Source organism: Streptomyces sp. NPDC041713 (assembly GCF_055591085.1).
This window is the reverse complement of record NZ_JBVIZY010000014.1, coordinates 143,067-169,220: the sequence shown is the minus strand read 5'-3', so window position 1 is coordinate 169,220 and position 26,154 is coordinate 143,067. Positions and strand designations below refer to the sequence as shown.

Below are 26,154 nucleotides of genomic sequence, written 5' to 3'. Positions count from 1 at the left end.
CGTGACCGACGCACACACCGCAGGCCCCTTCATCGCGGCCATCGACCAGGGCACCACCTCGAGCCGCTGCATCGTCTTCGACAAGGACGGCCGGATCGTCTCCGTCGACCAGAAGGAGCACGAGCAGATCTTCCCGAAGCCGGGCTGGGTCGAGCACGACGCCGCCGAGATCTGGACCAACGTCCAGGAGGTCGTCGCCGGGGCCGTGTCCAAGGCCGGCATCACCCGCGACGACATCAAGGCCATCGGCATCACCAACCAGCGCGAGACGACGCTGCTGTGGGACAAGAACACCGGTGAGCCGGTGCACAACGCCATCGTCTGGCAGGACACCCGCACCGACGCGCTCTGCAGGGAGCTCGGCCGCAACGTCGGCCAGGACCGCTTCCGCCGCGAGACCGGCCTGCCGCTGGCCTCCTACTTCGCGGGCCCCAAGGCCCGCTGGCTGCTCGACCACGTCGAGGGCCTGCGCGAGCGCGCCGAGGCCGGCGACATCCTCTTCGGCACCATGGACTCCTGGGTCATCTGGAACCTGACCGGCGGCGTCAACGGCGGCAAGCACGTCACCGACGTCACCAACGCCTCGCGCACCATGCTGATGAACCTGCACAAGATGCAGTGGGACGAGAAGATCTGCGAGTCCATCGGCGTGCCCACGGCGATGCTCCCCGAGATCCGCTCCTCCGCCGAGGTCTACGGCGAGGTCACCGGCGGCACGCTCGGCGACGTGCTCGGCGGCATCCCGGTCGCCTCCGCGCTCGGCGACCAGCAGGCGGCCCTCTTCGGCCAGACCTGTTTCGCCGAGGGCGAGGCCAAGTCCACGTACGGCACCGGCACGTTCATGCTCCTGAACACCGGTGACAAGGCCATCAACTCCTACTCGGGCCTGCTGACCACGGTCGGCTACCAGATCGGCGACCAGAAGCCGGTCTACGCCCTGGAGGGCTCCATCGCCGTCACCGGTTCGCTGGTGCAGTGGATGCGCGACCAGATGGGCCTGATCAACTCCGCCGCCGAGATCGAGACGCTCGCGTCCTCGGTCGAGGACAACGGCGGCGCCTACTTCGTGCCGGCCTTCTCCGGCCTGTTCGCCCCGTACTGGCGCTCCGACGCCCGCGGTGTGATCGCCGGTCTCACCCGGTACGTCACCAAGGCGCACATCGCGCGCGCCGTCCTGGAGGCCACGGCCTGGCAGACCCGCGAGATCACCGACGCCATGACGAAGGACTCCGGCGTCGAGCTCGCGGCCCTCAAGGTCGACGGCGGCATGACCTCCAACAACCTGCTGATGCAGACCATCTCGGACTTCCTCGACGCGCCCGTGGTGCGTCCGATGGTCGCCGAGACCACCTGCCTCGGCGCCGCCTACGCCGCCGGTCTCGCCGTCGGCTTCTGGTCCTCGACCGACGAGCTGCGCGCCAACTGGCGCCGGGCCGCCGAATGGACCCCCCACATGGACGCGGGCACCCGCGACCGTGAGTACAAGAGCTGGCTCAAGGCCGTGGAACGGTCCATGGGCTGGCTCGACGAGAGTGGCGAGGAGTAAGACACATGACCACCCTGCAGAGCGTCCCTGCCCTCGGGACGCATCCGGCCGCCGGTTCGCACCAGAGCCGCGCCGAGACCCGGGAGCAGCTTTCCAAGGCGACGTACGACCTCCTGGTGATCGGCGGCGGGATCCTGGGCATCTCCACCGCCTGGCATGCCGCGCAGTCGGGACTGCGGGTGGCCCTGGTGGACGCCGGCGACTTCGCCGGCGCCACCTCCTCCGCCTCCTCCAAGCTGCTGCACGGCGGCCTGCGCTACCTGCAGACCGGCGCCGTGAAGCTGGTGGCGGAGAACCACTTCGAGCGCCGTGCGGTCTCCCGCCAGGTGGCCCCCCACCTGGCGAACCCGCTCACCTTCTACCTGCCGGTCTACAAGGGCGGCCCGCACGGTGCGGCCAAGCTGGGCGCGGGCGTGTTCGCGTACAGCGCGCTCTCCGCCTTCGGTGACGGCGTCGGCCACCTGCTCTCGCCGGCCAAGGCCGCGCAGGACGTGCCGGAGCTGCGCACCGACAACCTGAAGGCCGTCGCGGTCTACGGCGACGACCAGATGAACGACGCCCGCATGGCGCTGATGACGGTCCGCGCGGCCGTCGAGGCGGGCGCCTCCGTCCTCAACCACGCCGAGGTCACCGGCCTGCGCTTCACCAAGGGCCGGGTCACCGGCGCGGAGCTCAAGGACCGCATGAGCGGCGACGAGTTCGGCGTCAACGCCCGTCTGGTCCTGAACGCGACCGGCCCCTGGGTCGACCACCTGCGCAAGATGGAGAACCCCGACGCGGCGCCCTCCATCCGCCTCTCCAAGGGCGCGCACCTGGTCCTCAAGCGCACCGCCCCCTGGAAGGCCGCGCTGGCGACCCCGATCGACAAGTACCGCATCACCTTCGCCCTCCCCTGGGAGGACATGCTGCTGCTCGGCACCACGGACGAGGAGTTCGAGGGCGACCCGGCGGACGTGCGCGTCACGGAGCAGGACACCGCCCAGATCCTGGACGAGGCCGCCTTCTCCATCCGCGACCAGCAGCTGTCGCGCGACCTGATCACGTACTCCTTCGCGGGTCTGCGGGTGCTGCCCGGCGGCCCCGGCGACACCTCGAAGGCCAAGCGCGAAACGGTCGTCACCGAGGGCACCGGCGGCATGCTGTCGGTGGCCGGCGGCAAGTGGACGACGTTCCGGCACATCGGCCGTACGGTGATGAAGAAGCTGGAGGCGCTGCCGGGGCACCCGCTCGGCGACGACTACGAGCCGATCTCCGAGCTGCCGAAGAAGCTGCCGCTGCCCGGCATCGCCAACCCGCGTGCCGTCGCCCACCGCCTCCTGGTCGACGGCCCCGCGCCCGGCCCGCGGATGGCCGCCGACACCGCCAAGCACCTGGCGACGCACTACGGCTCGCTCTCCTTCGACATCGCCCGCCTGGCGAACGAGAACCCGGAGCTGGCCGAGCGCGTCCACCCGGACGCCCCGGAGATCTGGGCCCAGGTCGTCTACGCCCGTGACAACGAGTGGGCCGAGACGGCGGACGACGTGCTGCGCCGCCGTACGACGCTGACGATCCGCGGCCTGGCCACGGACGACGTGCGGAGCAAGGTCGAGGACCTGCTGGGCAAGAAGGCCTGACCCCGGCGACCGGGGACGTCACACAGGCGCTGAGGGGCGGCTCCCGTCGGGGGCCGCCCCTCACCCGTGCCCGGCGCTGCGTACGATCACCCGCGTGAGCTCTCCCATGACGTCGCCCTCCGACGCGCTGCCCGTCACCCGTGTCCCCCGCACCGGCCTGCCCGCACACGCGGTGGTCGTCGGCGACCCGGGCCGGGCGGTCGCCGTCGCGGACCTGCTCGCCGACGCCAAGGAGGTGTCGTACCACCGCGAGTACCGCACCTTCACGGGCGGCTGGCAGGGCACGCAGGTCGTCGTCGCCTCGCACGGCGTCGGCGCGCCCGGCGCGCTGCTGCTCTTCCAGGAGCTCGCCGAGGCCGGCGTCAGGACCATCCTGCGGCTCGGCACGGCGGGCGCGATCCGGCCGGGGATCAGGGACGGCGACCTGGTCATCGCGGACGCCGCGGTGCGCGACGACGGCGTCACCCAGCAGCTGATCCCCGCCGAGTACCCGGCGTTCTCGGCGCCGGAGGCGGTCCTCGCGCTGCAGCGCGCGGCGCGGGCGGCCGGCGCCCCGCACCACCGGGGCGTGGTGTGGACGCGGGCCGCGTTCCAGCCGGGCTTCCTGCCGCTGCCCGGCGAGGCGTACGCGCGGGCCGGGATCGCCGCGATCGAGATGGAGCTCTCGGCGCTGCTCGTCTTCGCCGCCACGCACGGGCTGACCGCGGGCGGCGCGCTCGTCGTGGACGGCGCCAACGCCGACGAGCTGGTCGACGAGGAGGCCGCACACGGGACGGGCGCCTACGACCCGCACCGCGACGTGGTCGCCGCCGGGGTCGACCGCGGCGCCCGGATAACCTTGGACGCACTGCGCCTGCTGGCCTCCACCAGCCACTGAACGACCCGCCGTACGAACGACCCGCGCCCCCGGACGACCCGGGCGAAGGAACGGAAGCGATGCACCCCACCGACCTGCCGGCCCAGGACCGCGGCGGCTCCATCGACCTGCTGGTGCACGGCGGCGACGTGCTGACCGTCGACGCCGCGGGCACCGTCGTGACGGACGGCGCGGTCGCCGTCCGCGAGGGCCGCGTCGTCGAGGTGGGGCCCGCCGAGCGGCTGCGCACGGCGTACGAGGCGGCCAAGGAGATCGACGCGCGCGGCTGTCTCGTACTGCCCGGCCTGATCAACACGCACACCCATCTCGCGATGACGCTGCTGCGCGGCATCGCCGACGACGTCACGCTGCAGGGCTTCCTGGCCCGGGTGATCCCGCGGGAGGCCGAGCTGCTCTCCCCCAAGACGGTGACGGCGGGCATCCGCGGCGCGATCGCCGAGTCCGTGCGCGGCGGTGTCACGACCGCGCTGGACATGTACTGGTTCCACGAGGCGGCCGAGGTCGCGGCCCGTGAGGCGGGGTGGCGGCTGCTCACCGGCCCCACCTTCATGGACGTGCCGGGCCCGCCGGACGGGCGCCCCTACGCGGAGCGGCTCGGCTGGGCCACGGCCGACCTGGCCGCCCGCACGCCGGCGCCGGGGACCCGCCCGGTCGTCTTCGCGCACTCCGCGTACACCCTGGCGCCCGAGCAGCTGACGGCGATCGCCGCGCTGGCGCGTGAGCACGGCGCGCTGCTCCACCTGCACGCCGCGGAGAACGCGGGCGAGGTGGGAGTCGTCACCGAGCAGCACGGCATGCGGCCGGTGGAGCTGCTCGACTCGCTGGGGGTGCTCGGCCCGGACACGCTGCTCGCGCACGCCGTCGACCTCACCGACGCGGAGATCGCGACGCTGGCCCGCACGGGCACGGGCGTCGCGCACTGCCCGGTGTCCAACCTGAAGCTGGGCTGCGGCATCGCGCGGGTGCCCGAGCTGCTCGACGCGGGCGTCACGGTGGGCCTCGGCACGGACGGCGCCGTGAGCTCCAACACACTGGACCTGCTGGGCGCGGTGAAGGTGGCCGCGCTCGTGCACAAGGCGGGCGGCGATCCGACGGCGGTCGGCGCCGAGCAGGCGGTGCGGATGGCGACCGTCGAGTCGGCGCGGGCCCTCGGCCTCGACGACCAGCTGGGGTCGCTGGAGGCGGGCAAGCGCGCCGATCTGATCGTCCTCGATCTGGCGCGGCCGCACCTGGCGCCCCGCCACGACCCGTGGTCGACGCTCGCGTACGCGGCGTCGGCCGCCGATGTCCGGGACACCGTGGTGGACGGCCGTGTCCTGATGCGCGACCGCGCCCTGCTGACCCTCGACGAGCCCGCCGTGCTGCGGGAGCTGACCGCGGCCGCCCGGCAGGAGACGAGCGCGGTATGACCCCGGGCACCGACTTCGAACCGACCCGCGGCTTCACCGGCCGCTCCCGCGCCGCCGACCGCGACCCGCGGCTGCCGCCCGGGCAGTACGACGCGGGCGACAGCTGGCCCGTCCTGTCCGCCGAGGTGACGCCGCAACTGGCCGCCGCCGACTGGACGTTCCGCGTCGACGGCCTGGTCGCGGCCCCGCGCACCTGGAGCTGGGACGAGGCGCACGCGCTGCCCGCCGCCGAGTACCGGGGCGACATCCACTGTGTGACCGGCTGGTCCAAGTTCGGGGTGCGGTTCGGCGGGGTGAGCCTGGACTCGTTCCTGGCCGAGGCCCGCCCGCTCGACGCGGCGAGCCACGTCATCGCGTACTCCCACACCGGCTACACCTCGAACCTGCCGCTGGCCGACGTGACCGGCGGCAAGGCGTGGATCGTGTGGGAGTACGGCGACGCGCCGCTGCCCGCCGAACACGGCGGCCCGGCCCGGCTGATCGTCCCCCACCGGTACTTCTGGAAGAGCGCCAAGTGGGTCGCGGGGCTGCGCCTCACCGACCGCGAGGAGCCGGGCTTCTGGGAGCAGAACGGCTACCACCACCGGGGCGACCCGTGGGCCGAGGAGCGCTACCGCGGTGACTGACCCCTCGTACACCCACAGCGCGGCGCCGTTCGTGCCGCCGACCGCGTTCGCCGTGCCCGGCCGCATCGACGTGAGCAGCCGCTCGGCCGCCCTGTGGCAGCGGGCCACCATCGTCGGGGTGCGGCGCGAGACCCCGCTCGTCTCGACGTTCCGGCTGAAGGTGCCCGAGTGGGAGGGGCACGTGCCGGGTCAGCACCTGATGCTGCGGCTCACCGCCGAGGACGGCTACGTCGCCCAGCGGCACTACTCGATCGCCTCCGCGCCGGACGGCGGCGGCGAGATCGAGCTGACCCTCGACCATGTGCGGGACGGCGAGGTGTCGGGGCATCTGCACACCGTGGCGCGCGTCGGCGACACGGTCGAGGTGCGCGGTCCGCTGGCCGGGTTCTTCGCCTGGCCGGGCGACCGTCCCGCGCTGCTGCTCGGGGCCGGCTCGGGCGTGGTGCCGCTGATGTCGATGGTCCGCCACCGCCGCCTGGCGGGGCTCGACGTCCCGCTGCGGCTGATCGTCTCGGCGCGCACGCCGCAGGATCTGATCTACGCGGACGAGTACGGCGACGAGACCACCGTGGTCCTCACCCGCTCCGAAGGCCGCCTGAACGCGGGCCACTTGGCGGGCCTGCTGGAGGCGGACGGGCGGCCCGAGGGCGGCTGGGAGGCGTACATATGCGGTTCCAACGGCTTCGCGGAGCACGCCTCGCGGCTGCTGGTGGACGGCGGCCAGCCGGTGGACCGGATCAGGATCGAGCGCTTCGGCTGACCGAGGCCGCGCCACGGGCCCATAATCGCCTGACACATCGGATGTCTTTTCGACACCGTCGACTTCGACACTTCTGACCGGCGAGGCGAGGTTCCCATGGCTGTCACCGACGAGGCCATCGAGAAGATCAAGGGCATGATCGTCTCGGGCGCCCTGCGCCCCGGCGACCGGCTGCCCAAGGAGAGCGAACTCGCCGCAGGCCTCGGCCTTTCGCGCAACTCGCTGCGCGAGGCGGTGCGCGCCCTGGCGCTGATCCGCATCCTCGACGTACGCCAGGGCGACGGCACGTACGTCACCAGCCTGGACCCCCAACTCCTCCTGGAGGCGCTGAGTTTCGTCGTCGACTTCCACCGCGACGACACGGTCCTGGAGTTCCTCGCGGTGCGCCGCATCCTGGAACCGGCCGCCACGGCGATGGCCTGCGCCCATATCTCCGACGCCGAACTGGACGCGCTGGGCGAGCAGTTGGACGCCCTGGGCGAGGCACCGTCCGTGGAGGAGCTGGTCGGCTGCGACCTGGAGTTCCACCGCGGCATCGTCCAGTCGTCCGGCAACTCCGTCCTGTGCTCGCTGCTCGACGGCCTCTCCGGCCCCACCACCCGGGCCCGCGTCTGGCGCGGCCTGACCCAGGAGGACGCCGTCAGCCGCACGCTGCACGAGCACCGGGCGATCCTCGCCGCACTGCGGGACCGGGACGCGGAGGCGGCCAGGTCGTGGGCGACGGTGCACATCGCGAGCGTGGAGCAGTGGCTGCGTTCGACGCTGTGAGACCGCTCCGCTCCTGTGTGTGAAGGCCCTGTTTCCCGGCCCCGGAGGTGGGCAGTGATCACGCACTCCCCCACGCAAGGGGGCTGCGGACGGACCCCGTCGACGCCGTAAGGTTGGGGCGTACGCAAGGGAACGTCGGAAGGAGGCCTGGGTGATCGAGCTCGAGGGGGTACCCGAGCTGGTCGACCCGGTCATGGTGGCCGCGTTCGAGGGCTGGAACGACGCCGGCGACGCCGCCTCCGCCGCGGTCGCGCATCTCGACAAGGAGTGGAAGGGCGAGGTGTTCGCGGCGCTCGACGCCGAGGACTACTACGACTTCCAGGTCAACCGCCCGACGGTCTGGCTGGACGGCGGGGTGCGCAAGATCACGTGGCCGACGACCCGGCTCTCGGTGGTCCGCGTCGGCGGCGACAAGCCGCGCGACCTCGTCCTGGTGCGGGGCATCGAGCCGTCGATGCGCTGGCGGTCGTTCTGCAACGAGATCCTCGGCTTCGCGCACGAGCTGGGCGTCGAGCTGGTGGTGATCATGGGCGCGCTGCTCGGCGACACCCCGCACACCCGCCCGGTCCCGGTCAGCGGTGTGACCTCCGACGCGGATCTGGCGCGCACCATGGACCTGGAGGAGACGAAGTACGAGGGCCCGACGGGTATCGTCGGCATCCTCCAGGAGGCGTGCACGCACGCGGGCGTCCCCGCCGTCAGCCTCTGGGCCGCCGTCCCGCACTACGTGTCGCAGCCGCCCAACCCCAAGGCCACGCTCGCACTGCTCAACCGCCTGGAAGACCTCATCGGCGTGCGCATCCCGCTGGGCGAGCTGGCCGAGGACGCGCGTGCCTGGCAGGTGGGCGTGGACCAACTGGCGGCCGAGGACAGCGAGGTCGCGGAGTACGTGCAGTCGCTCGAGGAGGCGCGGGACACCGCGGAGCTCCCCGAGGCGTCGGGCGAGGCCATCGCCCGCGAGTTCGAGCGTTATCTGCGGCGGCGCGACGGCGGGGGCGGTGACGGGGCGGCGTATCTGCGGGACGCCCCCAGCGACCGCACCCGGCCCCCGAAGCCGAAGCCGACACAGCGGCCGGGGCAGGGCGCCGAGGGCGAGAGCGACGGCGACGACGCAGGACCGTCATCCGGCCCCTCTGGTCCGTCAGGTCCGTCAGGTCCGGCGGATTCCTCGGACGACTGAGGCCAGACATCGCACAAGGGGGCGGCACCCGTACCGGTACCGCCCCCTGTTCGTGCTCCCGTGCGCTACGCGCAGGTGAACCGGGCCGCCGCCCAGTCCGCGTGATCCCCGCTCTTGGAACCGTTGGTGTCACTCACCTTCAACCGCACGTGCCGGGCCCCGCGCACGTCGACATCGACCGGCACGGTCGCCGACGCGCCCGTCACCTTCGGCGAGGTCCACAGCACCTTGCCGTCGGCCTCGACCGAGAAGGCCACCTCTCCGTAGCCGTTGATCTCGTCGTCGATGCCGGCGTCCGCGGTGAACGTCGAGCAGCGGCCGCCCGCGTAGACCTCGATCTCGGAGTCGGCGTGCGTGCCGATCCCCTTCTCGTACGTCTTTCCGGCGAGGGTCAGCGTCTTGCCGTCGCCCGCGGCCGACTCGCCGTTGCTGCGGTCGTGTTCGGCGGGACCGTAGCCGTTGGTGGACTTCAGCCACACCATGTCGCTCGCCCAGGTGTCCTTGCCGGGCGCCTCGGGCATCACGCCGAGCGCGAACCGTCCGGTGGCGGTGCGTTCCTGGCCCGCCGAGCGGTAGCGGGCGCGCGCGGTGAGCGGCAGGTCGCCGGGGTCGGCGTCCTTGGCGGGGGTGACGGCCAGCTCGACGCGGCGCGTGGCGCCCGCACGGATGCGGTCGGCCTTCGCCGCCTGGACGGTCCACCCCTTCGGGGCGTCGAGGGTGACCTCGACGCCGGTGGCGTCCTTGGTGCCCGCCGTGACGTCGACGGTGACCTTGCCGGGCGTGCCCGCGCCGAGCTCCTGGCCGGCCGGGACGCTCACCGCGGCACTGGCGCCGGGCACCGCGCCGCCGACGGCGCTGGTGTCGTCGAGAGTCAGCTCGAAGGAGCGGTCGGTGCGGCGGGTGGCCGTCTTCACCTGTACGACCCCGCCCCGGTCGTCCCGGTCGTAGAACCAGCCCTGCGCGGCCTTGTCGTACGCGCTCTTCGACGTGAGGCGCGGCAGCCGGTGTCCGTCGAGCTGGACCCGGCTCGGCGCGTCCCCGGTGTGCAGCGTGAACGCGTAGGGCCTGCTCGACTGCTTCCCGTGGAACCGGCCCTTGCTCGCGCCGATCCGCACGCTCACGTCACCCGCGCCCGAGCGCGGTGCCCGCACCTCCGCGCGCTGCGTGGCGTACCGGCCGTCGCGGTGCTGCCGGGTCACGCCGTCGTCCTCGTACAGCTCGAAGGAGGACCGGCCCTGCGGGTAGATGTCCCAGGCGAGCGGCGAGTCGGCCTCGCGGTCCTGGTGGGAGCGGATGCCGCCCGGCCACATCGGTACGCTCGCGCCGCCCTTGACGAACAGCGGCAGGGTGTCGAGGGGCGCACTGTAGCCGTCGATCGTGGTCGGCCCCTGGTAGGTCCGCCCGGTCCAGTAGTCGGTCCAGGTGCCCTTGGGCAGATAGATGCCGTCCCGCGTGGTGGTGTCCTTGTACACGGGCGCGACGAGGAAGTCCTCGCCGGTCAGGAACTCGTACTTGGCGGCGTCGGTCGCCGCCTTCGGGTCGTCGGGGTACTCCAGGGCCAGCGGCCGCACCGCGCCCACACCGGTCTTGGTCGCCTCATGGGCGTACGAGTAGAGGTAGGGCAGCAGCGACTCGTGCAGCTTCAAGTACTTGCGGTTGATGGAGGTGTAGGGCTCGCCCTGGCGGAAGGGCTGCTTGTCGCTGGCGGCCCAGCCGTCCATCGTCATCGTGACGGGCAGGAACATCTTCCACTGCAGATCGCGTACGTACGTCTTGGGGCTGCCGCCGAAGATGCCGTCGACGTCACCGGTCGTGTACGCCATGCCGGACATCGTGGACCCGGCGTACGTGGGGATCTGCCAGCGGATGTACTCCCAGCTGCCGCTCTGGTCGCCGGACCACTGCACACCGCAGCGCTGCGCGCCCGACCAGCTCTCGGGCGCCCAGGTGAAGCCGCGGGCGTCGCTGTTGTCCTCGATGCCCTGGTACGCGTCCTTGCAGCCGTCGAGCGCCTTCTTGTAGCCGTCGCCGACCCAGGCGACGTCCAGCTTGGCGACGCGCTGGCCCGCCTTCACCTGCTCGGCGATCTTGTCGAGGCCGTCCTCGGTCCACAGCCCCATCTTCATCTTGCGCTCGGCGAGGCCCTTGGAGACCTCGGCGAGGTTCTCGTAGCCGCAGCCGTAGCCGTCGTTGACGAGCATCCACCCGTTGGGCATGTCGTTCTCGACGTAGCCGTCGGCGACCTTGAGCGCGTCCAGGGTGTGGCGTTCCCCGCGGTTGGCGTTGTGCAGATAGCAGTCGGCGTCACCGATCTCCATGCCGTAGACGGGCGGCATGAAGGGCTTGCCGGTGAGCTTCGTGTACTGCCCGATGACATCCTTGGCCGCGTCGTCGCCGCGCCCCGCGAAGTAGTAGGCGTCGAAGCGCTGTTCCTTCGCGGTGGCGGTCACGGGCTCGGCGAAGTCATAGGTGTTGGGCGCGTAGGTGTTCCGGAAGACGCCGTATCCGGCCGAAGACAGGTAGAAGGGCACGGAGTTGGGGTGCCCGCCGTCGTCCCAGTTGTAGTCGACGCCGACCTCGACCTTCTTGCCGCGGTGCGAGGTGTTGCCGCGGCCGTTCTGCATCCCGGCGCCGTAGAACTGCTCGTCGGCGCCGCGCGCGAGGCTCTGCGTGGTGGCGTCCTTGGTCCAGGAGAGCCCCTTGGACTCGGTCCAGACCCGGCTCCCGTCGGCGCGGTACAGCGCGAACCGGAGCGGCGACTTGTAGGCGCGCAGGGTCACGGCGGAGGTACGCAGCTCGTAACGGTCGCCCTTGTCCGCCCACTTGGTGCGCGGCGCCTTGCCCTGCGGCAGGACGATGTCCTGGCCGGCGGGGTCGGTGAACTGCCCGTCGGGTGCGAGTTCGAGCCGGAAGGTCTCCTCGGAGACAAAGCTGACGCGGGCCTCGGCCTTGCCCGCGGACAGGCGGTAGACGGGCCCCTCGTGGGTGAATCCGGTGACGTCGCCGACGGTGGTCGCGGGTTCGTCGGCGGCCTGCGCGGAACCGCCGCCGGGGCCCGCGAAGACCGCGAGCAGGCCCAGGAAAGCGGCGGCGGCCACCGATCTGAAGCGCGTGGAAGATCTCATGGCGGAGGTCTAGCGCGGGAACGGGCCCCGGGGCCATGGACTTTGCTGGGCCGCTCCTGGACTTCCGGAGCGACCCACCGGCACCGGCCCATTCTCAGCCCGTCCGGCGCGTGAGGACGAGCCCGAAGGGCGACAGACCTCAGCGCAGGACGACGGCAAGGACAACGCGCAGGCCCAACCGCTACAAGGCCACGCCAAGCAACGCGTCGACGGCGCGCGACACCACACCGGGCGCCCCCTCGTCCGTCCCGCCGGCGGCAGCCTGCCCCGCGGCCCAGCGGTCGACCGCGGCGAGCGCGGCCGGCGCGTCCAGGTCGTTCGCGAGGGCCTCGCGGATCTCCTCGACGAGCCCCTCGGCGGCGGGCCCGTCGGGACGGGACACGGCCGCACGCCAGCGCCCGAGCCGTGCGACGGCCTCGTCGAGCACCGCGTCCGTCCACTCCCAGTCCGCCCGGTAGTGGTGCGCGAGCAGGGCGAGCCGGATCGCCGCCGGGTCGACCCCGTCGCGCCGCAGCCGCGAGACGAAGACGAGGTTGCCCTTGGACTTCGACATCTTCGCGCCGTCCAGGGCGACCATGCCCGCGTGCACGTACGCCTTGGCGAAGGGGAACTCCCCGGTCAGCGCCTGGGCGTGGGACGCGCCCATCTCGTGGTGCGGGAAGGCGAGATCCGACCCCCCGCCCTGCACGTCGAAGCCCATCCCCAGGTGTTCGAGGGCGATGGCCACACACTCGATGTGCCAGCCGGGCCGGCCACGGCCCAGGCTGGCGCCGTCCCAGCTCGGCTCGCCCTCACGGGCCGCCATCCAGAGCATCGGGTCGAGCGGGTTCTTCTTGCCCGGTCGTTCCGGGTCGCCGCCGCGCTCGGCGGAGAGCAGCTTCATCGCGGCCGTGTCGAGCCCGGACACCTCCCCGAAGTGGGGGTCGGACTCGACGGAGAAGTAGACGTCGCCCTCGAGCTCGTAGGCGGCGCCCATGTCGCGGAGCCGTTCGACGAGCGGCACGATGCCGGGTATCGCCTCGACGGCTCCGATGTAGTGCTGCGGCGGCAGGAGCCGCAGCGCGGTCATGTCCTCACGGAAGAGCGCGGTCTCGCCCTCGGCGAGCTCCACCCAGTCCTTGCCGTCGCGGTTGGCGCGTTCCAGGAGCGGGTCGTCCACGTCGGTCACGTTCTGGACGTAGTGAACCTGCCGCTTGGTGTCGAGCCACACGCGCTGCACGAGGTCGAACGCGTTGTAGGTCGCCGCGTGACCCATATGGGTCGCGTCGTACGGGGTGATGCCGCAGACGTAGATACGGGCGACGGGACCGGGGTCGAGGGTGACGAGCTCACCGGTCGCGGTGTCGTGGATCCGGAGGTCGCGGCCCTTGCCAGGAAGGGCGGGGACCTCAGAAGCGGGCCAGGCATGCATGCCATGAGCCTAACCGGACGGGGCGTCCGCATACGAGTGGGGATCAACGAAACGGTGGCCGGTTGGTCACTCTTGCGCGAGCGCGACGGATGTGCGGGGGCCAGTGGGGCCGCCGGAGGGGCTATACGGGCGGCCACGGAATCGGCGGCCAGTCCCCCGTCGGCTCCGGATGACGCCCCGACCGCAGCAGCTCCGCCACCCGGGTGCGCAGGGCCTCGGTCTCCGCCCCGGTGATCAGCACGGCCAGCCGCTCGGCGAGCGCGGCGCCCTCCTTGAGGCCGTCCCGCAGGCCCTGGAGGACCTCGACCGCCTCCTCCGTCAGGGGCTCCCCCGCCCACCCCCACAGCAGCGTCCGCAGCTTGTTCTCGGCGTGGAAGGTGACCCCGTGATCGATGCCCCAGAGGTGGCCGCCGGACGGCAGCAGGTGGCCGCCCTTGCGGTCGCTGTTGTTGATCACGGCGTCGAGGACGGCGAGCCGGCGCAGCCGCGCGTCATCCGCGTGCACCAGGAGCGCCGTGCGCTCCTCGTCGACCTGCGCGAGACCGACCGCCTTCCAGCCCTCGCCCGGCTCATCGCCGTCGACCAGGGCGAGCAGCTCCACGTCGTCGGTGCCCTCGATCCACAGCTGGCACATGCCCTCGCCGTGCGGCCCCTCCCGCAGCACGGTCGGCGGCACCAGATCCCAGCCGGTGGCCAGCGACACCTCGTACGCAGCGACCTCGCGCTGCGCGAGCGTGCCGTCGGGGAAGTCCCACAGCGGGCGCTCCCCGGCCACCGGCTTGTAGACGCAGGCGGCCTCCCGGCCCTCGTACGCGACCGTGCAGTACAGCACGGCGTTCGAGGCCTCCCGGATGCGCCCGCGCACGGTCAGCTCCCCGTGGGTGAGGAGCGGGACGGCGTCGGCGCTCACGCTCCCCGCCGGTATCCGTTCTGGCGCGGGCATACGTGTCCTTCCGGGTCGAGCGGGAGGCTGCACAGCGGGCACGGCGGGCGGCCTGCGTTGACGACGTCGAGGGCGCGCTTGGCGAAGGCGCGGGCCTGCGCCCCGGTGAGCCGGACCCGGAGCATCGGCGGACCGTTCTCCTCGTCCTGCAGAAGCCTTTCCTCCGCCTCGGCGAGGTCGTCCTCGGAGTCCGCGTCCAGCTCGACGAGCGCCTGCGCCTCGACGATCATCCGCTCCTCCTCGCCGTCCCAGGCGAGCGCCATCGTGCCGACGCGGAACTCCTCCTCGACGGGCGAGTCGAGCGGCGCGCTGTCGGCGACCTCGGAGGGGGTGACGGCCGGCACCGCGGCGCTGCCCCCGCTGCGGCGCACGACCTCGTCGAGGAGCTCCTCCATGCGCTCGGCGAGCGCGGCCACCTGGGTCTTCTCCAGGGCGACGCTGGTCACCCGCATCCCCGCGGAGGCCTGGAGGAAGAAGGTGCGCCGTCCGGGCAGCCCGACCGTTCCCGCGACGAAGCGCTCCGGCGGGTCGTAGAGGAACACCTGACGGGACACGTCCTGTCTCCATTGATCGACTGCAAAGTACGGAGGGCTGTTCCAGCCCGGTTCACCCTACTGCGCGTGACGATCACGGTGCGCCCGCACCACCCCCCACCGTCGCGTCGTCGCCCGGCGGCTCCTCGCGCGGCGCGAGCGAGGCGAAGTCACCGGTGTCCCCCAGGCGTACGAGGAAGGGGCGCAGCCGCGTGTAGCGGATCACGGTGACGGAGCAGGGCTCCACGGAGATGCGCTGGAAGAGGTCGAGGTGGAGTCCGAGGGCCTCCGCGACAAGGGACTTGATGATGTCGCCGTGCGAGCACATCAGGTAGGCGGCGTCCTCGCCGTGCTCGCGCTCCACGCGCGCGTTCCACTCGCGGACCGCCTCGGCCGCCCGCGTCTGCATGGCCCGCATGGACTCGCCGCCGGGGAACGCGGCGGCCGACGGGTGCCGCTGGACGACCTCCATCAGCGGCTCGTCGGCGAGTTCGGCGAGCTTGCGGCCGGACCAGTCGCCGTAGTCGCACTCGCCGATGCGGTCCTCCTGGTGCGCCTGGAGTCCGGGCCGGGCGGCGAGCAGCGGCGCGACGGTCTCCCGGCAGCGCTGCAGCGGGCTCGTGACGACCTCGGCGATGGGCAGCGGGGCGAGCCGCTCCGGGAGCGCGGCGGCCTGTGCGGTGCCGCGCTCGTCGAGGGCCACGCCGGGGGTCCACCCGGCGAGCAGACCGGCGGTGTTGGCCGTGGAACGTCCGTGCCGGACGAGGATCAGCGTGGGCATGCGGTTCAGCCTAAGCGGCCGAGGGGGTGCGGCGCCCGGACGGGTTGGGGAGAATGCGCGATGTGATCGTCGACTGCGCCATCTACCGGGAGGGCCGCCGGACCGAGGGCCCCGAGGACTTCTCCGACGCCCTGGACGAGGCACGGGCGGCGGAGAACGCGTTCGTGTGGATCGGGCTGCACGAACCGACCGAGAAGGAGTTCGCCAAGGTCAGTCAGGAGTTCGGGCTGCATCCGCTGGCCGTCGAGGACGCCCTCAAGGCCCATCAGCGGCCGAAGCTGGAGGTCTACGACGACTCGATGTTCATGGTCCTCAAGCCGGTCGTGTACGAGCAGGACAGCGACACGGTCTCCTCCGGCGAGGTCATGATCTTCATGGGCGACTCGTTCGTGGTGACCGTCCGGCACGGCGAGGGCGCGCCGCTGGGTGTCGTACGGCACCGCCTGGAAGCCGACCCCGACGTGCTCAAGCACGGCCCGACGGCCGTCCTGTACTCGATCGCCGACGCCTCCGTGGACCACTACCTGGAGGTCGCCGACGAGCTGCAGGCCGACCTGGAGGTCCTGGAGGCGGAGGTCTTCTCGCCGGACGGCGGCAGCGCGTCGCGGAACACGGCGTCGCGGATCTACACCTTCAAGCGGCAGATCCTGGAGTTCCGCAGGGCGACCGGACCGCTGGCGCTGCCCGTGGCACGCCTCTCCGGAGCGGGCCCGTACGCCCCGTCCGTGCCCTTCGTGGACGAGACGGCGCAGCCCTTCTTCCGGGACGTCAACGACCACCTGACGCGCGTCAACGAGTCGGTGGAGGGCCTGGACCGGCTGGTGTCCGACATCCTGTCCGCGCATCTGGCGCAGATGAGCGTGCGGCAGAACGACGACATGCGGAAGATCTCGGCGTGGGCGGCGATGGCGGCGGTGCCCACGATGATCGCGGGCGTCTACGGCATGAACTTCGACCACATGCCCGAGCTGCACTGGTGGTGGACGTACCCGGCGGTGATCCTGCTGATGGCCGTCCTGGAGGTCGTCCTGTTCCGGATGTTCAAGCGCCGCGGCTGGCTGTAGCGCCGTCGCCGGTGCGGGTGTCAGGCGAACTCGGGGGCCGGTGCGGCCGGGCCGCCCAGGGCGTCGCGCCGGGCCGGCATCTTCAGGGAGACCATGCGCCGCCAGCCGCCGGCCCGCTCGTACCCGTACAGGGCGTGGATGCCCGCGGTGAGCAGCTGCCGTTTGGCGTGCGGCCAGTGCAGGATGCGCCCCATCCGGTCCATCACGGCGAGGCTCACGTCGCGGTAGATGCGGATCTCGGCGAGGGCGCAGGCGTGCAGGGTGCGCTGGATGGCGCGGCCGTGTCCGGCGTGCGCGAACCGGAGCAACTCCTCGTGGCAGTACGCCAGATGGTTGTCCTCGTCGTGCGAGATCATCCGCACCGCGCGGCCGATGTCCGGGTGGTCGGCGAAGTACTTGAGCAGCAGCCGCATCTGCTCGGAGGCGCGCTGCTCGGTGACCCTGCTGTGGGCGAGGTAGGTGACGATGTCCTGCACGGAGAGCGGCTCGTCGGTCTTCAGGCGCTCGTGCGCGAGGCCGATGCCGTGCTGCTCCAGGAGCATCGTGTAGTCGGTGTCGTGCGGTACGTCGACCGGCTGCAGCCCGCGCTTCTTCATGAGGGCCTGGAAGATCCTGCCGTGCTTGTCCTCGTCGGCGCCGTGCCGGGCGATCTTCGGGGCGAGCGCGCGCTCGTCCGGCGGTACGAGGGCGGCGATGCGGCCGTTCTCCCAGCCGCCCTGCGATTCGCCGCCGGCGGCGATGGAGCAGAAGAGCCGGAACGACTCGTCGTCGTCGAGGATCTCCCCGAAGACACTCTTGGCCGACAGCATCACTGGCACCTCCATGCCCTGGGCGGGAACCTCCGCAGAGATCACTCAAGTCCGAGGTGCCCCATCGGGCAACAGCTGTAGTGGTCGGCTCCGCCGAACGAAGGACATGCCGCCGCCACGAGGCCGTAACCGCGGCCCCCGTGACGCGTTGTTCCCCGTGACGGCCGTGGCGGGGAAGACCCCCCGAGCCCCCACCACGGCCGCAGACTTCTCTCCCCCTCCCCCAGCCCCTTCGGCTAGGCCAGACCGGCGCGCTCCAGGGCCTCGGTGCCCGCGCGCAGCGCGGTGAGCCGCTCCTCCAGCGTGAAGCCCGCCGGGGCCAGCGTCAGCGTGGTGACCCCGGCCGCCGCGTAGGCCTGCATCCGGTCGGCGATGCGCTCGACGGAACCGAGCAGCGTGGTGGAGTCGATCAGCCGGCGCGGCACGGCCGCGGCCGCCCCGTCCTTGTCGCCGCCCAGATACTTGTCCTGGATCTCTGCGGCCTCCTTCTCGTACCCCATGCGCTGCGCGAGCTGGTTGTAGAAGTTCTGCTTGCGGCTGCCCATGCCGCCCACATAGAGCGCGGTGTACGGCCGGAACATGTCGGCGAGCGCGTCGACCTGGGAGTCCTCGCCCACGGCCAGCGGCAGCGTCGGGACGACGTCGAAGCCGTCCATCGTCTTGCCGGCCTTCTCGCGCCCGGCGCGCAGGTGGCGGACCGCGGTGTCCTCCAGGTGCTCGGCGGCCGGGAAGATCAGCAGGGCGCCGTCGGCGATCTCGCCGGTCTGCTCCAGGTTCTTCGGGCCGATCGCGGCGACGTACAGCGGGATGTGCTCGCGCTGCGGGTGGACGGTCAGCTTGATGGGCTTGCCGGGACCGCCGGGCAGCGGCAGCGTCCAGTGCTCGCCCTCGTAGCTGAGGCGCTCGCGGGTCATCGCCTTGCGGACGATCTCCACGTACTCCCGGGTGCGCGCCAGCGGCTTGTCGAACTTCACGCCGTACCAGCCCTCGGAGACCTGCGGGCCCGAGACGCCGAGGCCGAGCCGGAACCGGCCGCCGGAGAGCGAGTCGAGGGTGGCGGCCGTCATCGCCGTCATCGCGGGCTGCCGCGCCGGGATCTGGAAGATCGCGGACCCGATGTCGATGCGTTCGGTCTGCGCCGCCACCCAGGACAGCACCGTCGCGGCGTCCGAGCCGTACGCCTCGGCGGCCCAGCAGACCGCATAGCCCAGCTTGTCGGCCTCCTTGGCGACGGCGAGATTGTCCGCGTCCATCCCGGCGCCCCAGTAGCCGAGGTTGATCCCGAGCTGCATGACCGATCCCCTTACCGCTGTACTCATGAGTAACGTCCCTGTGCCGGGGACTGTAGCGCGCGGTGCCGGATCCGTCAGTGCCGCACCCGTCGGTGCCGGAGGGAACGGGTGAGCCGGTTCTCCACAATCACCGGCTTGTCCACAGCCCCGCCCACCACCGGGGCCCGGCCAGTAATCTCAGCGCCCATGGAGCAGAGGCATCTCGGCCGCACCGGCCTGCGCGTGTCCCGCATCGGACTCGGGACCCTCACCTGGGGCCACATCGAGGAGAACGACGCCGCCGACCTGTTGAAGGTGTTCTGGGAGGCGGGCGGCACCCTCGTCGACACGGCCGATGTGTACGGCGACGGGGAGGCCGAGTATCTTCTCGGGCGCCTGATGGAGCGGCTCGTGCCGCGGCGCGACCTGGTCATCGCGACCAAGGCGGGCAGCGTGCCGGACCCCGAGCGGCGCTTCGACGGCTCGCGCGGCCATCTGCTCGCCGCGCTCGACGCGTCGCTGACCCGGCTCGGCACGGATCACGTGGACCTGTGGCAGGTGCACGCCTTCGACCCTGGCACCCCGCTCGAAGAGACCCTGCAGGCCCTCGACATAGCGGTGACCAGCGGGCGGGCCCGCTACGCGGGGGTCTCCAACTTCAGCGGCTGGCAGCTCGCCAAGGCCGCCACCTGGCAGCTGGCCCAGCCGGGCACCCGCACCCGCCTGGCCGGTACGCAGATGGAGTACTCCCTGCTGCAGCGCGGCGTCGAGCGCGAGGTACTGCCCGCCGCCGTCGACCTGGGCGTGGGCCTGCTGCCCTCGTCACCGCTCGGCCGGGGCGTGCTCACCGGCAAGTACCGGCACGCCACCCCGGCCGACTCGCGCGGCGGCTCCGACCAGATGGCGCCCTTCGTGGCGCCGTACCTCGACGACACGGCGCGCCGCATCGTCGACGCGGTCGCGACGGCCGCCGACGGGCTTGCGGCCACCCCGCTGCAGGTCGCCCTCGCCTGGGTGCGCGACCGCCCCGGAGTGAGCGCCCCGATCGTCGGCGCGCGCAACGCGCAGCAGCTCACGGCCGCGTTGTCAGTGGAGACCCTTAGTCTTCCTGACGAGATCTGCCGGGCGCTCGACGACGTGTCGGCGCCCGTGCACCGCTATCCCGATCACGACTGGAGCATGCTGTGAGTACGGAACCCGCCGCCACGGAGGACGCCACGCCGGGGACGCCGGAGGGCGGGGCCGCGGACGACTCCGAGCCCACTCCGGACGAGACCGCACCGGTCGACGAGACCGCGCCGGTCGATGAGACCGAGGACACCGACGATCCGGACGTCTCCGCTGACGCCGACGCTGACACGACCGCCGAAACCGAGGCCGACGGCAAGGGCGCGTCCGAGGGGGAGAGCTCCGAGCAGCTGTCCGAGACCGAGGCCGAGATCGCCGCGCAGCGCGCGCTGCGGGAGCGCATCGAGCAGCGGAAGGCGGCGAAGCAGGCGCCGATCGAGGCCGGTACGAAGCTGAGCGGCACCGCCGCCGACCTGCTGGCCGCCGTGCGCGCCGTGGAGAGCGGCGAGAAGCCCGTCGCGAGCGCGTTCCAGGAGTCCGGCCCCGCGCCCCGCAGGCCCGCGCCGGCCCGCGCGCCCGAGCCCGTGCGTCCGCAGCAGCCCGCGGCGGCGCAGGCGCCCTCGACGGAGTCCGTCGAGGCGATCCGCGCCGTGCTCGCCGAAGGGGGCGCGCCGCCCGCGCTCGCCGAGCCGACGGCCGCCGCGCTCGGCGAGGGCGCCGAGGAAGACCTGCGTGCCGATCCCTGGCAATTGCTGCGGGTCTCCGGTGTGCGTCCCGAGCAGGCCGACGGGTTCGCCCGGGCCCTGCTCGGCGCGGAGTGCGGGCCGGACGACGAGCGCAGGGGCCGCGCGGTCACGGTGTGGCTCCTGGAGCAGGCCGCCGTCGCGGGGCACACCGCGCTCGACTCCGCGGCGCTGACGGCCGCCCTGGGGCAGCGCGCGGTGCCGGATCCGGACGCGGCCGTGCAGAACGCCCTCGCCGAGGGCGACGCGCTGGTCTTCCAGGACGCCGTCGAAGGCGCCGACGTGCCGGTCCAGCGCTCGCAGGAGGAGGCGCGCGGCGGGCCCGCCGACGACGCGGCGGACGAGGAGGGCGAGGAGCCGGAGCGCCCGGTCCGGGTCCTGATCGGCCTCGAACGGTACGCACTCGCGGAGGAGAGCCTCGCCGACGGCCTCGCCCGCATCGTCAACTCCCGCCCCGGGGAGAGCGGTTCGGACCCCGTGGCCGACGACTGGGAGGCCGCCGCCGCGCAGGCGTCGGGGTCCACCGCCGAGCTGATCCGCGCGGTCGCCGGGCACGGCCTCGTGCTGCACTCCGGCGGCGAGGAGGCGCGCGCCGAGCCCGCCGCGCTGGCGGCCGCCGCGGCGTCGCTGGGCCTGCGGGTGTGCGCCGCGGCCCACAGCGCCGACGGCCGCCGCCGGCTCGCCCGCGCGACCGGCTCGGACGAGACCGCGGCGACGGTGGCGGGGCTGCTCTCCGGCGACCAGGGTCCGGGCCGCGACCCGGACGGCGCGTTCGCCCTCGACCTCCTGATCGTCCTGGACGCGCCGCAGCTGGACGTGGAGAGCGCGGCGATGCTCGTGGAGTCGCTGCCGGACGGGGCCCGTCTGGTGCTGAGCGGCGACCCGGGGGTGCTGTGGTCCGCCGGTCCGGGCCGGGTCTTCGCCGACCTCGTCGCCGCGCGCTGCTGCCCGCAGGTCGTCTCGCGCACCCCGGACCCGGGCCCCGTCGGGGAGCTGACGTCCGGCATCGCGATCGGCGAGCTGAACCAGGTCGAGGCGCCCGGCAAAGAGGTCGTCCTCGTCCCGGTGCGCGACGCCCCCGAGGCGATCCACCGCACCGTGCAGCTCGTCGCGGACTCGGTGCCGCGGGCGATCGGGGTGCCCGCCGACCAGACGCAGGTCATCACGCCGGGACACGGTGGCGCCGCCGGCACCCGCGCGCTCAACGCCGCGTTGAAGGAAAGGCTGAATCCCGGCCCCGGCCGGTTCGGCGGCTTCGACCCCGCCGACCGGGTCGCGCACGTCCCGGCGGCCGGCCGGACGACGCTCGGCCGGGTGGTGCGCGCCGACGCGGAGGGCCTGCACCTGGAGTGCGACGGCTCCCCCGTCGTCGTACCGAAGGAGCGGGTGGAGCGGGAGGTGCGGCACGCGTGGGCGCTCACCGCGCACCAGGCGGCGGGGCTGCGCTGGCCCGCGGTGGTCGTGGTGCTGCCGGGCGACGCGGCGCAGCTGCTGACCCGGCCGTGGGTCTACACCGCGTTCAGCCGCGGGGAGCGCCATCTGTCGGTCGTGCAGGGCGTGGAGCAGGCGCTGCCGCGCGCGGTGGCGGAGCGCCTCTGGAAGGACCGTACGACGCGGCTGCAGACGCTGCTGCGCCCGCAGGTGCCCGCCGCGACGTCCTGAGCCGCCCGCTCACCCGCCGAGCGCGCGTCCGCCGCCCCGAGGGAGCGGCGGGCGCGCGCGGCGGTCAGCGACCGGCTCGCCCGACGCCCCGGACGTCGGAGTCGGAGTCCGGCCCGGGGTCGGCGTCGGAGTCGATGTCGATCTCGTCGAGGGGCACCGCCACGTCCGGATCGATGTCGACGTCCGCGTCGAGTCCGTCGAGCCCGTGGAGTCCCTCGTCGTCCAGTTCGTCGTCGAAGACCACGCTCACGTCGAAGCGGCACACCACCCGGTGCGGATCCGCCTGGTCGAAGGGGGCGTCGAGCCACTCCCCGGGCTCGGCGGGGCCGTCCACCGCGGTGACCCAGAGCGTCGAATCACCCTCCTCCAGGCCGAACTCCTTGTGCCGGGAGGAGATTTCGTCCGGTTCGAACTCCCCGAAGAGGACGCCGAGCGCGCTGTGCACGGTGTCGGCCGAGCCGCCCGAGCCCCTGCCGCCCGCATCGAGGTCGGCGACCCGCTGGGCCTGGGCGAGCAGCCGCTGCGACTCCACCACGGTGTAGTCCCGGCGGATCAGCACGCTCAGCGCGTTCGCCTCCTCCGGGCCCTGGTACGGCGGCAGCGCGTCGTCCGTGCCGGGGATCTCGAAGGGGGTGACCTCGTCGTAGCGGTCGTAGAGGAGCTCGTCGTACTCCTCGGCCGCGGCGGCGAGTTCGTTGAACGCTTCGTAGACGGCCGGATCGTCCTCGCCCGACCTGCGTTCGACCGCGGCCAGGTGGCGGTCGAGCGCGGTCTTGACCGCCTCGGCGGCGGCGCGTACCTCGGCAGCGGTGGGCTGCGCAGCATCAGACATAGTGCAGACGCTATCCGTACCGGGCCCATGCCCGCACAATAGATGCGATGCCGGAATACGAATTTGTCGACGTGTACGTGCCCCGCGGGGTCACCCGCAAGGAAGCCACACGTCTGCTGACGGACCACGCGGAGTACGGACACTGGGAGTTGGACCGCCTGAGGCTGCATCCCGACGGCAGCCGCCGGGTGCGGCTGAAGCGACGGATCATCCGCCAGGTGAGAGCCACCTGGTGAGGGCGGCTCGATGAGAGCTGCCTGCTGAGGGCTGTCCATGGGGCCGCGCGGCGCTCCGCCGTGCCCTGTGACGGCCCGCGGCGGCGCGGACGCGGAACGGAGCGGGCCCCGCGACCGCGGGGACCCGCTCCGTTCAGTGTGCTCGCGACGCGGCGGCTCAGACGTTCGTCCGGGCCCTGCGGTAGAGCACGGCGCCCGCGAGCAGCGCGCCCGCGCCCGCCGGGAGGACGAGGCCGAGCGGCAGCTCACTGCCGGTCGAGGCGAGCTGCGCCGTCGCCGCCGGCTCCACGACTCGCGTGGGTACCTCGGGCGCGACGAGCCGCGAGGTGCCCTTGGGCTCGGCGGCCTGCTGCGCGCCCGGGTGGTTCGGAATGGCCCGGTCCTGCGAGCTGCCCGGCGTGACCGGAGTCTGCGGGTGGTGCGGCTTGCCCGGGTGGTGCGGCTTTCCGGGGTGGTGCGGCTTGCCCGGGTGCCCGGGGTGGGTCGGGGGCGCCGCGGGGCCGGACTCGTTGGCGCAGTCGTTGCCCATGGCCGGGTTGCCGAGGCCGCCGATGGTGACGCTGTTGCCGCAGATGTTGACCGGGGCGTCGATCGGCAGCTGGATGTCGTTGCCCGAGCCGACGCCGGGCGAGCCGCCGGTGTGACCGCCGGCCTGAGCACCGCCGCCACCCTGGTGACCGCCACCCTGGTGACCGCCACCCTTGTGACCGCCGCCGTGGGAGCCGTTGGCGCAACCGTTGCCCATGGCCGGGTTGAGGACGCCGATCACGTTGACGGTGTTGCCGCACACGTTGACCGGCGCGTCCACGGGAAGCTGGACGGCGTTGCCCGACAGCGCGCCGGGCGAGTCCGAACTGCCGCCGCGGGCCCCCGAGTCCGCGTGTGCGTAGCCGCCGGACGCGGCGAGAACGCCGGTCGCGGCCGCCACGGTGATCAGGCCTTTGCGCGTGACCTGTCGCATAGCTGATTCCTGTCTTTGCCCTACGGAAGACGCCCGGACGTGGGTGCCCGGACGGGGAATGCCCGTCGGCCCCGGAGTGCGTGGCGCGCACTCCGGGGCCGATGGACTCAGACCCTCAAGGGGTGAGGCACTACAACGTCACTTGTTGACGCAGGCATTGCCGAAGGCGGGGTTCAGCAGGCCGATCACGGAGACCGTGTTGCCACAGGCGTTCACCGGCACGTGGACGGGAACCTGGACAACATTGCCCGAGATGACACCGGGAGACTTCACGGCGGCACCCTGGGCACCGGCGTCGGCGGCGGCGATACCCGCGCCCGCGAGCACGAGACCACCCGTGGCAGCCACAGCGGCGACGATCTTCTTGATCATTATTCCTCCTTGTTGGCAATGCAGTCCCAGCCGCGGACTGCACACCTGTAACGAGGGGGAAGTGAGGGGGCTACGAGCCTCGGGTTGCTTTCACTCTTTTCAGTCAAGTACGTACGCGCTGGCGATTATTGGAGAGTCGTTTCAGCACGCAAAGCGGCCGATTCCGATCGGTCCCGGCCGCGTCACGTCAGGAGGCGTCGATGAACCGGTCCAGGACCCGGACGCCGAACTTCAGGCCGTCGACCGGCACCCGCTCGTCGACGCCGTGGAACATGCCCGCGAAGTCCAGCTCCGGCGGCAGCTTCAGCGGCGCGAAGCCGAAGCCGCGGATGCCGAGGTCGTCGAAGGACTTGGCGTCCGTGCCGGCCGACAGCATGTAGGGCACGGCGCGGGCGATCGGGTCCTCGGCGCGCAGCGCCGTCTGCATGGCGTCGACGAGCGCGCCGTCGAAGGTGGTCTCCAGCGCCTTGTCGGCGTGCACGTCCTCGCGCCGGACGTGCGGGCCGAGCAGCCGGTCCAGGTCGGCGAGGAACTCCTCCTCGTACCCCGGCAGGTAGCGGCCGTCGACGTGCGCGGTGGCCTGGCCGGGGATCACGTTGACCTTGTAGCCGGCGCCGAGTTGCGTCGGGTTGGCGGTGTTCTGCAGGGAGGCGCCGATGAGCTTGGCGATGCCGCCGAGCTTGGCGAGCGTCTCGTCCATGTTCTCCGGGTCGAGCTCGGTGCCGAGGGCGTCGCCGAGCTCGTCGAGGAAGTGCCGCAGCGTCTTGGTGACCCGCACCGGGAACTTGTGCCGGCCGAGGCGCCCGACGGCCTCGGAGAGCTCGGTGATCGCGTTGTCCCTGTGGATCATCGAACCGTGGCCCGCGGTGCCGTCCACGGTCAGCTTCATCCAGTGCATGCCCTTCTGGGCGGTCTCGACGAGGTAGAGCCGCAGGTTCTCGTTGACCGTGAAGGAGAAGCCGCCGACCTCGCTGATCGCCTCCGTGCACCCCTCGAAGAGCTCGGGGTGGTTGTCGACGAGGTAGCGGGCGCCGTAGGTGCCGCCGGCCTCCTCGTCGGCGAGGAAGGCGAGGACGATGTCGCGCGGCGGCTTGCGGCCGCTGCGCATCCGCTCACGGATGACCGCGAGGGTCATCGCGTCCATGTCCTTCATGTCGACGGCGCCCCGGCCCCACACGCAGTCCTCCGCGATCTCCCCGGAGAAGGGGTGGTGCGTCCAGTCGACGGCGTTGGCGGGGACGACGTCCGTGTGGCCGTGGATGAGGAGCGCGGGCCGCGACGGGTCCTCGCCCTCGATCCTCGCGACCGTGGAGGCCCGGCCGGGGTGGGACTCGAAGATCTTCGGTTCGAGCCCGACCTCGGCGAGCTTCTCGGCCACGTACTCGGCGGCCTTGCGCTCCCCCGGGCCCGAGTGGTCGCCGTAGTTGCTCGTATCGATCTGGATCAGTTCGCGACAGAGGTCGACGACCTCGTCCTCACCGGTGACGGCCTTGCCCGTGCTGGACCCGCTCACGCTGGTTCCTCCCGCATTCGCTGCTGGTGGTCCCCCTCATCCTCTCTC

Annotated in this window: 23 protein-coding genes; 12 read left to right on the top strand and 11 right to left on the bottom strand. The window is 72.5% G+C overall.

The genetic code is table 11. The features are described from left to right. Position 1: 1 nt before the first annotated feature. From glpK to ACZ6CV_RS32150, 8 genes are all read left to right on the top strand, one after another. On the top strand, positions 2 to 1,546 hold the full coding sequence (gene glpK / locus ACZ6CV_RS32185) for a glycerol kinase GlpK (protein WP_355810265.1): 1,545 nt from the start codon (positions 2 to 4) through the stop codon (positions 1,544 to 1,546). A 5-nt stretch (positions 1,547 to 1,551) separates the two neighbouring features. Further along, positions 1,552 to 3,162 carry a glycerol-3-phosphate dehydrogenase/oxidase gene (locus tag ACZ6CV_RS32180; RefSeq protein ID WP_355810263.1) on the top strand — a complete coding sequence of 537 codons (1,611 nt, stop codon included), beginning with the start codon at positions 1,552 to 1,554 and terminating at the stop codon, positions 3,160 to 3,162. A gap of 106 nt (positions 3,163 to 3,268) precedes the next feature. Continuing rightward, positions 3,269 to 4,039, top strand: coding sequence for a phosphorylase family protein (locus ACZ6CV_RS32175; protein WP_469254783.1), 771 nt, complete (start codon positions 3,269 to 3,271; stop codon positions 4,037 to 4,039). Positions 4,040 to 4,098: 59 nt separating this feature from the next. Then, positions 4,099 to 5,448, top strand: coding sequence for an amidohydrolase (locus tag ACZ6CV_RS32170; protein ID WP_469254743.1), 1,350 nt, complete (start codon positions 4,099 to 4,101; stop codon positions 5,446 to 5,448). Beyond that, the gene (locus tag ACZ6CV_RS32165) at positions 5,445 to 6,074 is read left to right on the top strand and encodes a sulfite oxidase-like oxidoreductase (protein WP_469254709.1); all 630 of its coding nucleotides are present in this window, start codon (positions 5,445 to 5,447) and stop codon (positions 6,072 to 6,074) included. The genes ACZ6CV_RS32170 and ACZ6CV_RS32165 overlap by 4 nt, the downstream gene beginning before the upstream one ends. After that, positions 6,067 to 6,834, top strand: a complete 768-nt coding sequence (locus ACZ6CV_RS32160) for a ferredoxin reductase (protein ID WP_469254707.1) — start codon at positions 6,067 to 6,069, stop codon at positions 6,832 to 6,834. Before ACZ6CV_RS32165 ends, ACZ6CV_RS32160 begins: the two co-directional genes overlap by 8 nt. Positions 6,835 to 6,930: 96 nt before the next feature. Continuing rightward, the gene (locus ACZ6CV_RS32155; RefSeq protein ID WP_362371208.1) at positions 6,931 to 7,602 is read left to right on the top strand and encodes a FadR/GntR family transcriptional regulator; all 672 of its coding nucleotides are present in this window, start codon (positions 6,931 to 6,933) and stop codon (positions 7,600 to 7,602) included. A 151-nt stretch (positions 7,603 to 7,753) separates the two neighbouring features. Then, positions 7,754 to 8,782, top strand: a complete 1,029-nt coding sequence (locus ACZ6CV_RS32150) for a PAC2 family protein (protein WP_469254705.1) — start codon at positions 7,754 to 7,756, stop codon at positions 8,780 to 8,782. A 65-nt stretch (positions 8,783 to 8,847) separates the two neighbouring features. On the opposite strand, the gene ACZ6CV_RS32145 is transcribed toward ACZ6CV_RS32150, so the two are convergent. The 5 genes from ACZ6CV_RS32145 to ACZ6CV_RS32125 all read right to left on the bottom strand — a co-directional run bounded on the left by ACZ6CV_RS32145 (position 8,848) and on the right by ACZ6CV_RS32125 (position 15,575). Further along, complete coding sequence (locus ACZ6CV_RS32145; protein ID WP_469254704.1) at positions 8,848 to 11,907, bottom strand: NPCBM/NEW2 domain-containing protein; 3,060 nt, start codon at positions 11,905 to 11,907, stop codon at positions 8,848 to 8,850. 181 nt (positions 11,908 to 12,088) lie between these two features. After that, positions 12,089 to 13,318: a cysteine--1-D-myo-inosityl 2-amino-2-deoxy-alpha-D-glucopyranoside ligase gene (gene mshC / locus ACZ6CV_RS32140; protein WP_362371199.1), complete on the bottom strand. Its 1,230-nt coding sequence runs from the start codon at positions 13,316 to 13,318 to the stop codon at positions 12,089 to 12,091. 121 nt (positions 13,319 to 13,439) lie between these two features. After that, positions 13,440 to 14,261, bottom strand: coding sequence for an SCO1664 family protein (locus tag ACZ6CV_RS32135; RefSeq protein WP_469254702.1), 822 nt, complete (start codon positions 14,259 to 14,261; stop codon positions 13,440 to 13,442). Next, positions 14,225 to 14,815 carry a DUF3090 domain-containing protein gene (locus tag ACZ6CV_RS32130; protein WP_355810240.1) on the bottom strand — a complete coding sequence of 197 codons (591 nt, stop codon included), beginning with the start codon at positions 14,813 to 14,815 and terminating at the stop codon, positions 14,225 to 14,227. Before ACZ6CV_RS32130 ends, ACZ6CV_RS32135 begins: the two co-directional genes overlap by 37 nt. Before the next feature lie 73 nt (positions 14,816 to 14,888). Beyond that, positions 14,889 to 15,575, bottom strand: coding sequence for a histidine phosphatase family protein (locus ACZ6CV_RS32125; protein WP_355810237.1), 687 nt, complete (start codon positions 15,573 to 15,575; stop codon positions 14,889 to 14,891). Positions 15,576 to 15,637: 62 nt separating this feature from the next. Here ACZ6CV_RS32125 and corA point away from each other — a divergent pair, with 62 nt between their 5' ends. Next, positions 15,638 to 16,639, top strand: coding sequence for a magnesium/cobalt transporter CorA (gene corA, locus ACZ6CV_RS32120; protein ID WP_469254781.1), 1,002 nt, complete (start codon positions 15,638 to 15,640; stop codon positions 16,637 to 16,639). A gap of 20 nt (positions 16,640 to 16,659) precedes the next feature. On the opposite strand, the gene ACZ6CV_RS32115 is transcribed toward corA, so the two are convergent. Both ACZ6CV_RS32115 and ACZ6CV_RS32110 read right to left on the bottom strand, forming a co-directional pair. After that, positions 16,660 to 17,448 carry a ferritin-like domain-containing protein gene (locus ACZ6CV_RS32115; RefSeq protein WP_469254699.1) on the bottom strand — a complete coding sequence of 263 codons (789 nt, stop codon included), beginning with the start codon at positions 17,446 to 17,448 and terminating at the stop codon, positions 16,660 to 16,662. A gap of 236 nt (positions 17,449 to 17,684) precedes the next feature. Next, the gene (locus tag ACZ6CV_RS32110; RefSeq protein WP_469254780.1) at positions 17,685 to 18,740 is read right to left on the bottom strand and encodes an LLM class F420-dependent oxidoreductase; all 1,056 of its coding nucleotides are present in this window, start codon (positions 18,738 to 18,740) and stop codon (positions 17,685 to 17,687) included. 186 nt (positions 18,741 to 18,926) lie between these two features. On the opposite strand from ACZ6CV_RS32110, the gene ACZ6CV_RS32105 reads away from it, so the two are divergent. Continuing rightward, positions 18,927 to 19,907: an aldo/keto reductase gene (locus ACZ6CV_RS32105; RefSeq protein ID WP_469254697.1), complete on the top strand. Its 981-nt coding sequence runs from the start codon at positions 18,927 to 18,929 to the stop codon at positions 19,905 to 19,907. Then, a complete protein-coding gene (locus ACZ6CV_RS32100) occupies positions 19,904 to 22,192 on the top strand; it encodes a helix-hairpin-helix domain-containing protein (protein WP_469254695.1) in 2,289 nt (762 codons plus the stop codon). Before ACZ6CV_RS32105 ends, ACZ6CV_RS32100 begins: the two co-directional genes overlap by 4 nt. A gap of 64 nt (positions 22,193 to 22,256) precedes the next feature. Here the strand turns inward: ACZ6CV_RS32100 and ACZ6CV_RS32095 are convergent, their stop codons facing one another. After that, positions 22,257 to 23,024, bottom strand: a complete 768-nt coding sequence (locus tag ACZ6CV_RS32095; protein ID WP_469254693.1) for a hypothetical protein — start codon at positions 23,022 to 23,024, stop codon at positions 22,257 to 22,259. A gap of 47 nt (positions 23,025 to 23,071) precedes the next feature. On the opposite strand from ACZ6CV_RS32095, the gene ACZ6CV_RS32090 reads away from it, so the two are divergent. Further along, on the top strand, positions 23,072 to 23,260 hold the full coding sequence (locus ACZ6CV_RS32090) for a DUF5703 family protein (protein WP_355810220.1): 189 nt from the start codon (positions 23,072 to 23,074) through the stop codon (positions 23,258 to 23,260). A gap of 157 nt (positions 23,261 to 23,417) precedes the next feature. On the opposite strand, the gene ACZ6CV_RS32085 is transcribed toward ACZ6CV_RS32090, so the two are convergent. The 3 genes from ACZ6CV_RS32085 to ACZ6CV_RS32075 form a co-directional block, all read right to left on the bottom strand. Further along, positions 23,418 to 24,221 (bottom strand): chaplin, encoded by an 804-nt coding sequence (locus ACZ6CV_RS32085; protein WP_469254691.1) that lies wholly within the window; start codon positions 24,219 to 24,221, stop codon positions 23,418 to 23,420. A 138-nt stretch (positions 24,222 to 24,359) separates the two neighbouring features. Beyond that, positions 24,360 to 24,593, bottom strand: a complete 234-nt coding sequence (locus ACZ6CV_RS32080; protein WP_355810214.1) for a chaplin — start codon at positions 24,591 to 24,593, stop codon at positions 24,360 to 24,362. 187 nt (positions 24,594 to 24,780) lie between these two features. After that, on the bottom strand, positions 24,781 to 26,106 hold the full coding sequence (locus tag ACZ6CV_RS32075) for a M20/M25/M40 family metallo-hydrolase (RefSeq protein ID WP_362371171.1): 1,326 nt from the start codon (positions 26,104 to 26,106) through the stop codon (positions 24,781 to 24,783). Between the last annotated feature and the right edge of the window lie 48 nt (positions 26,107 to 26,154).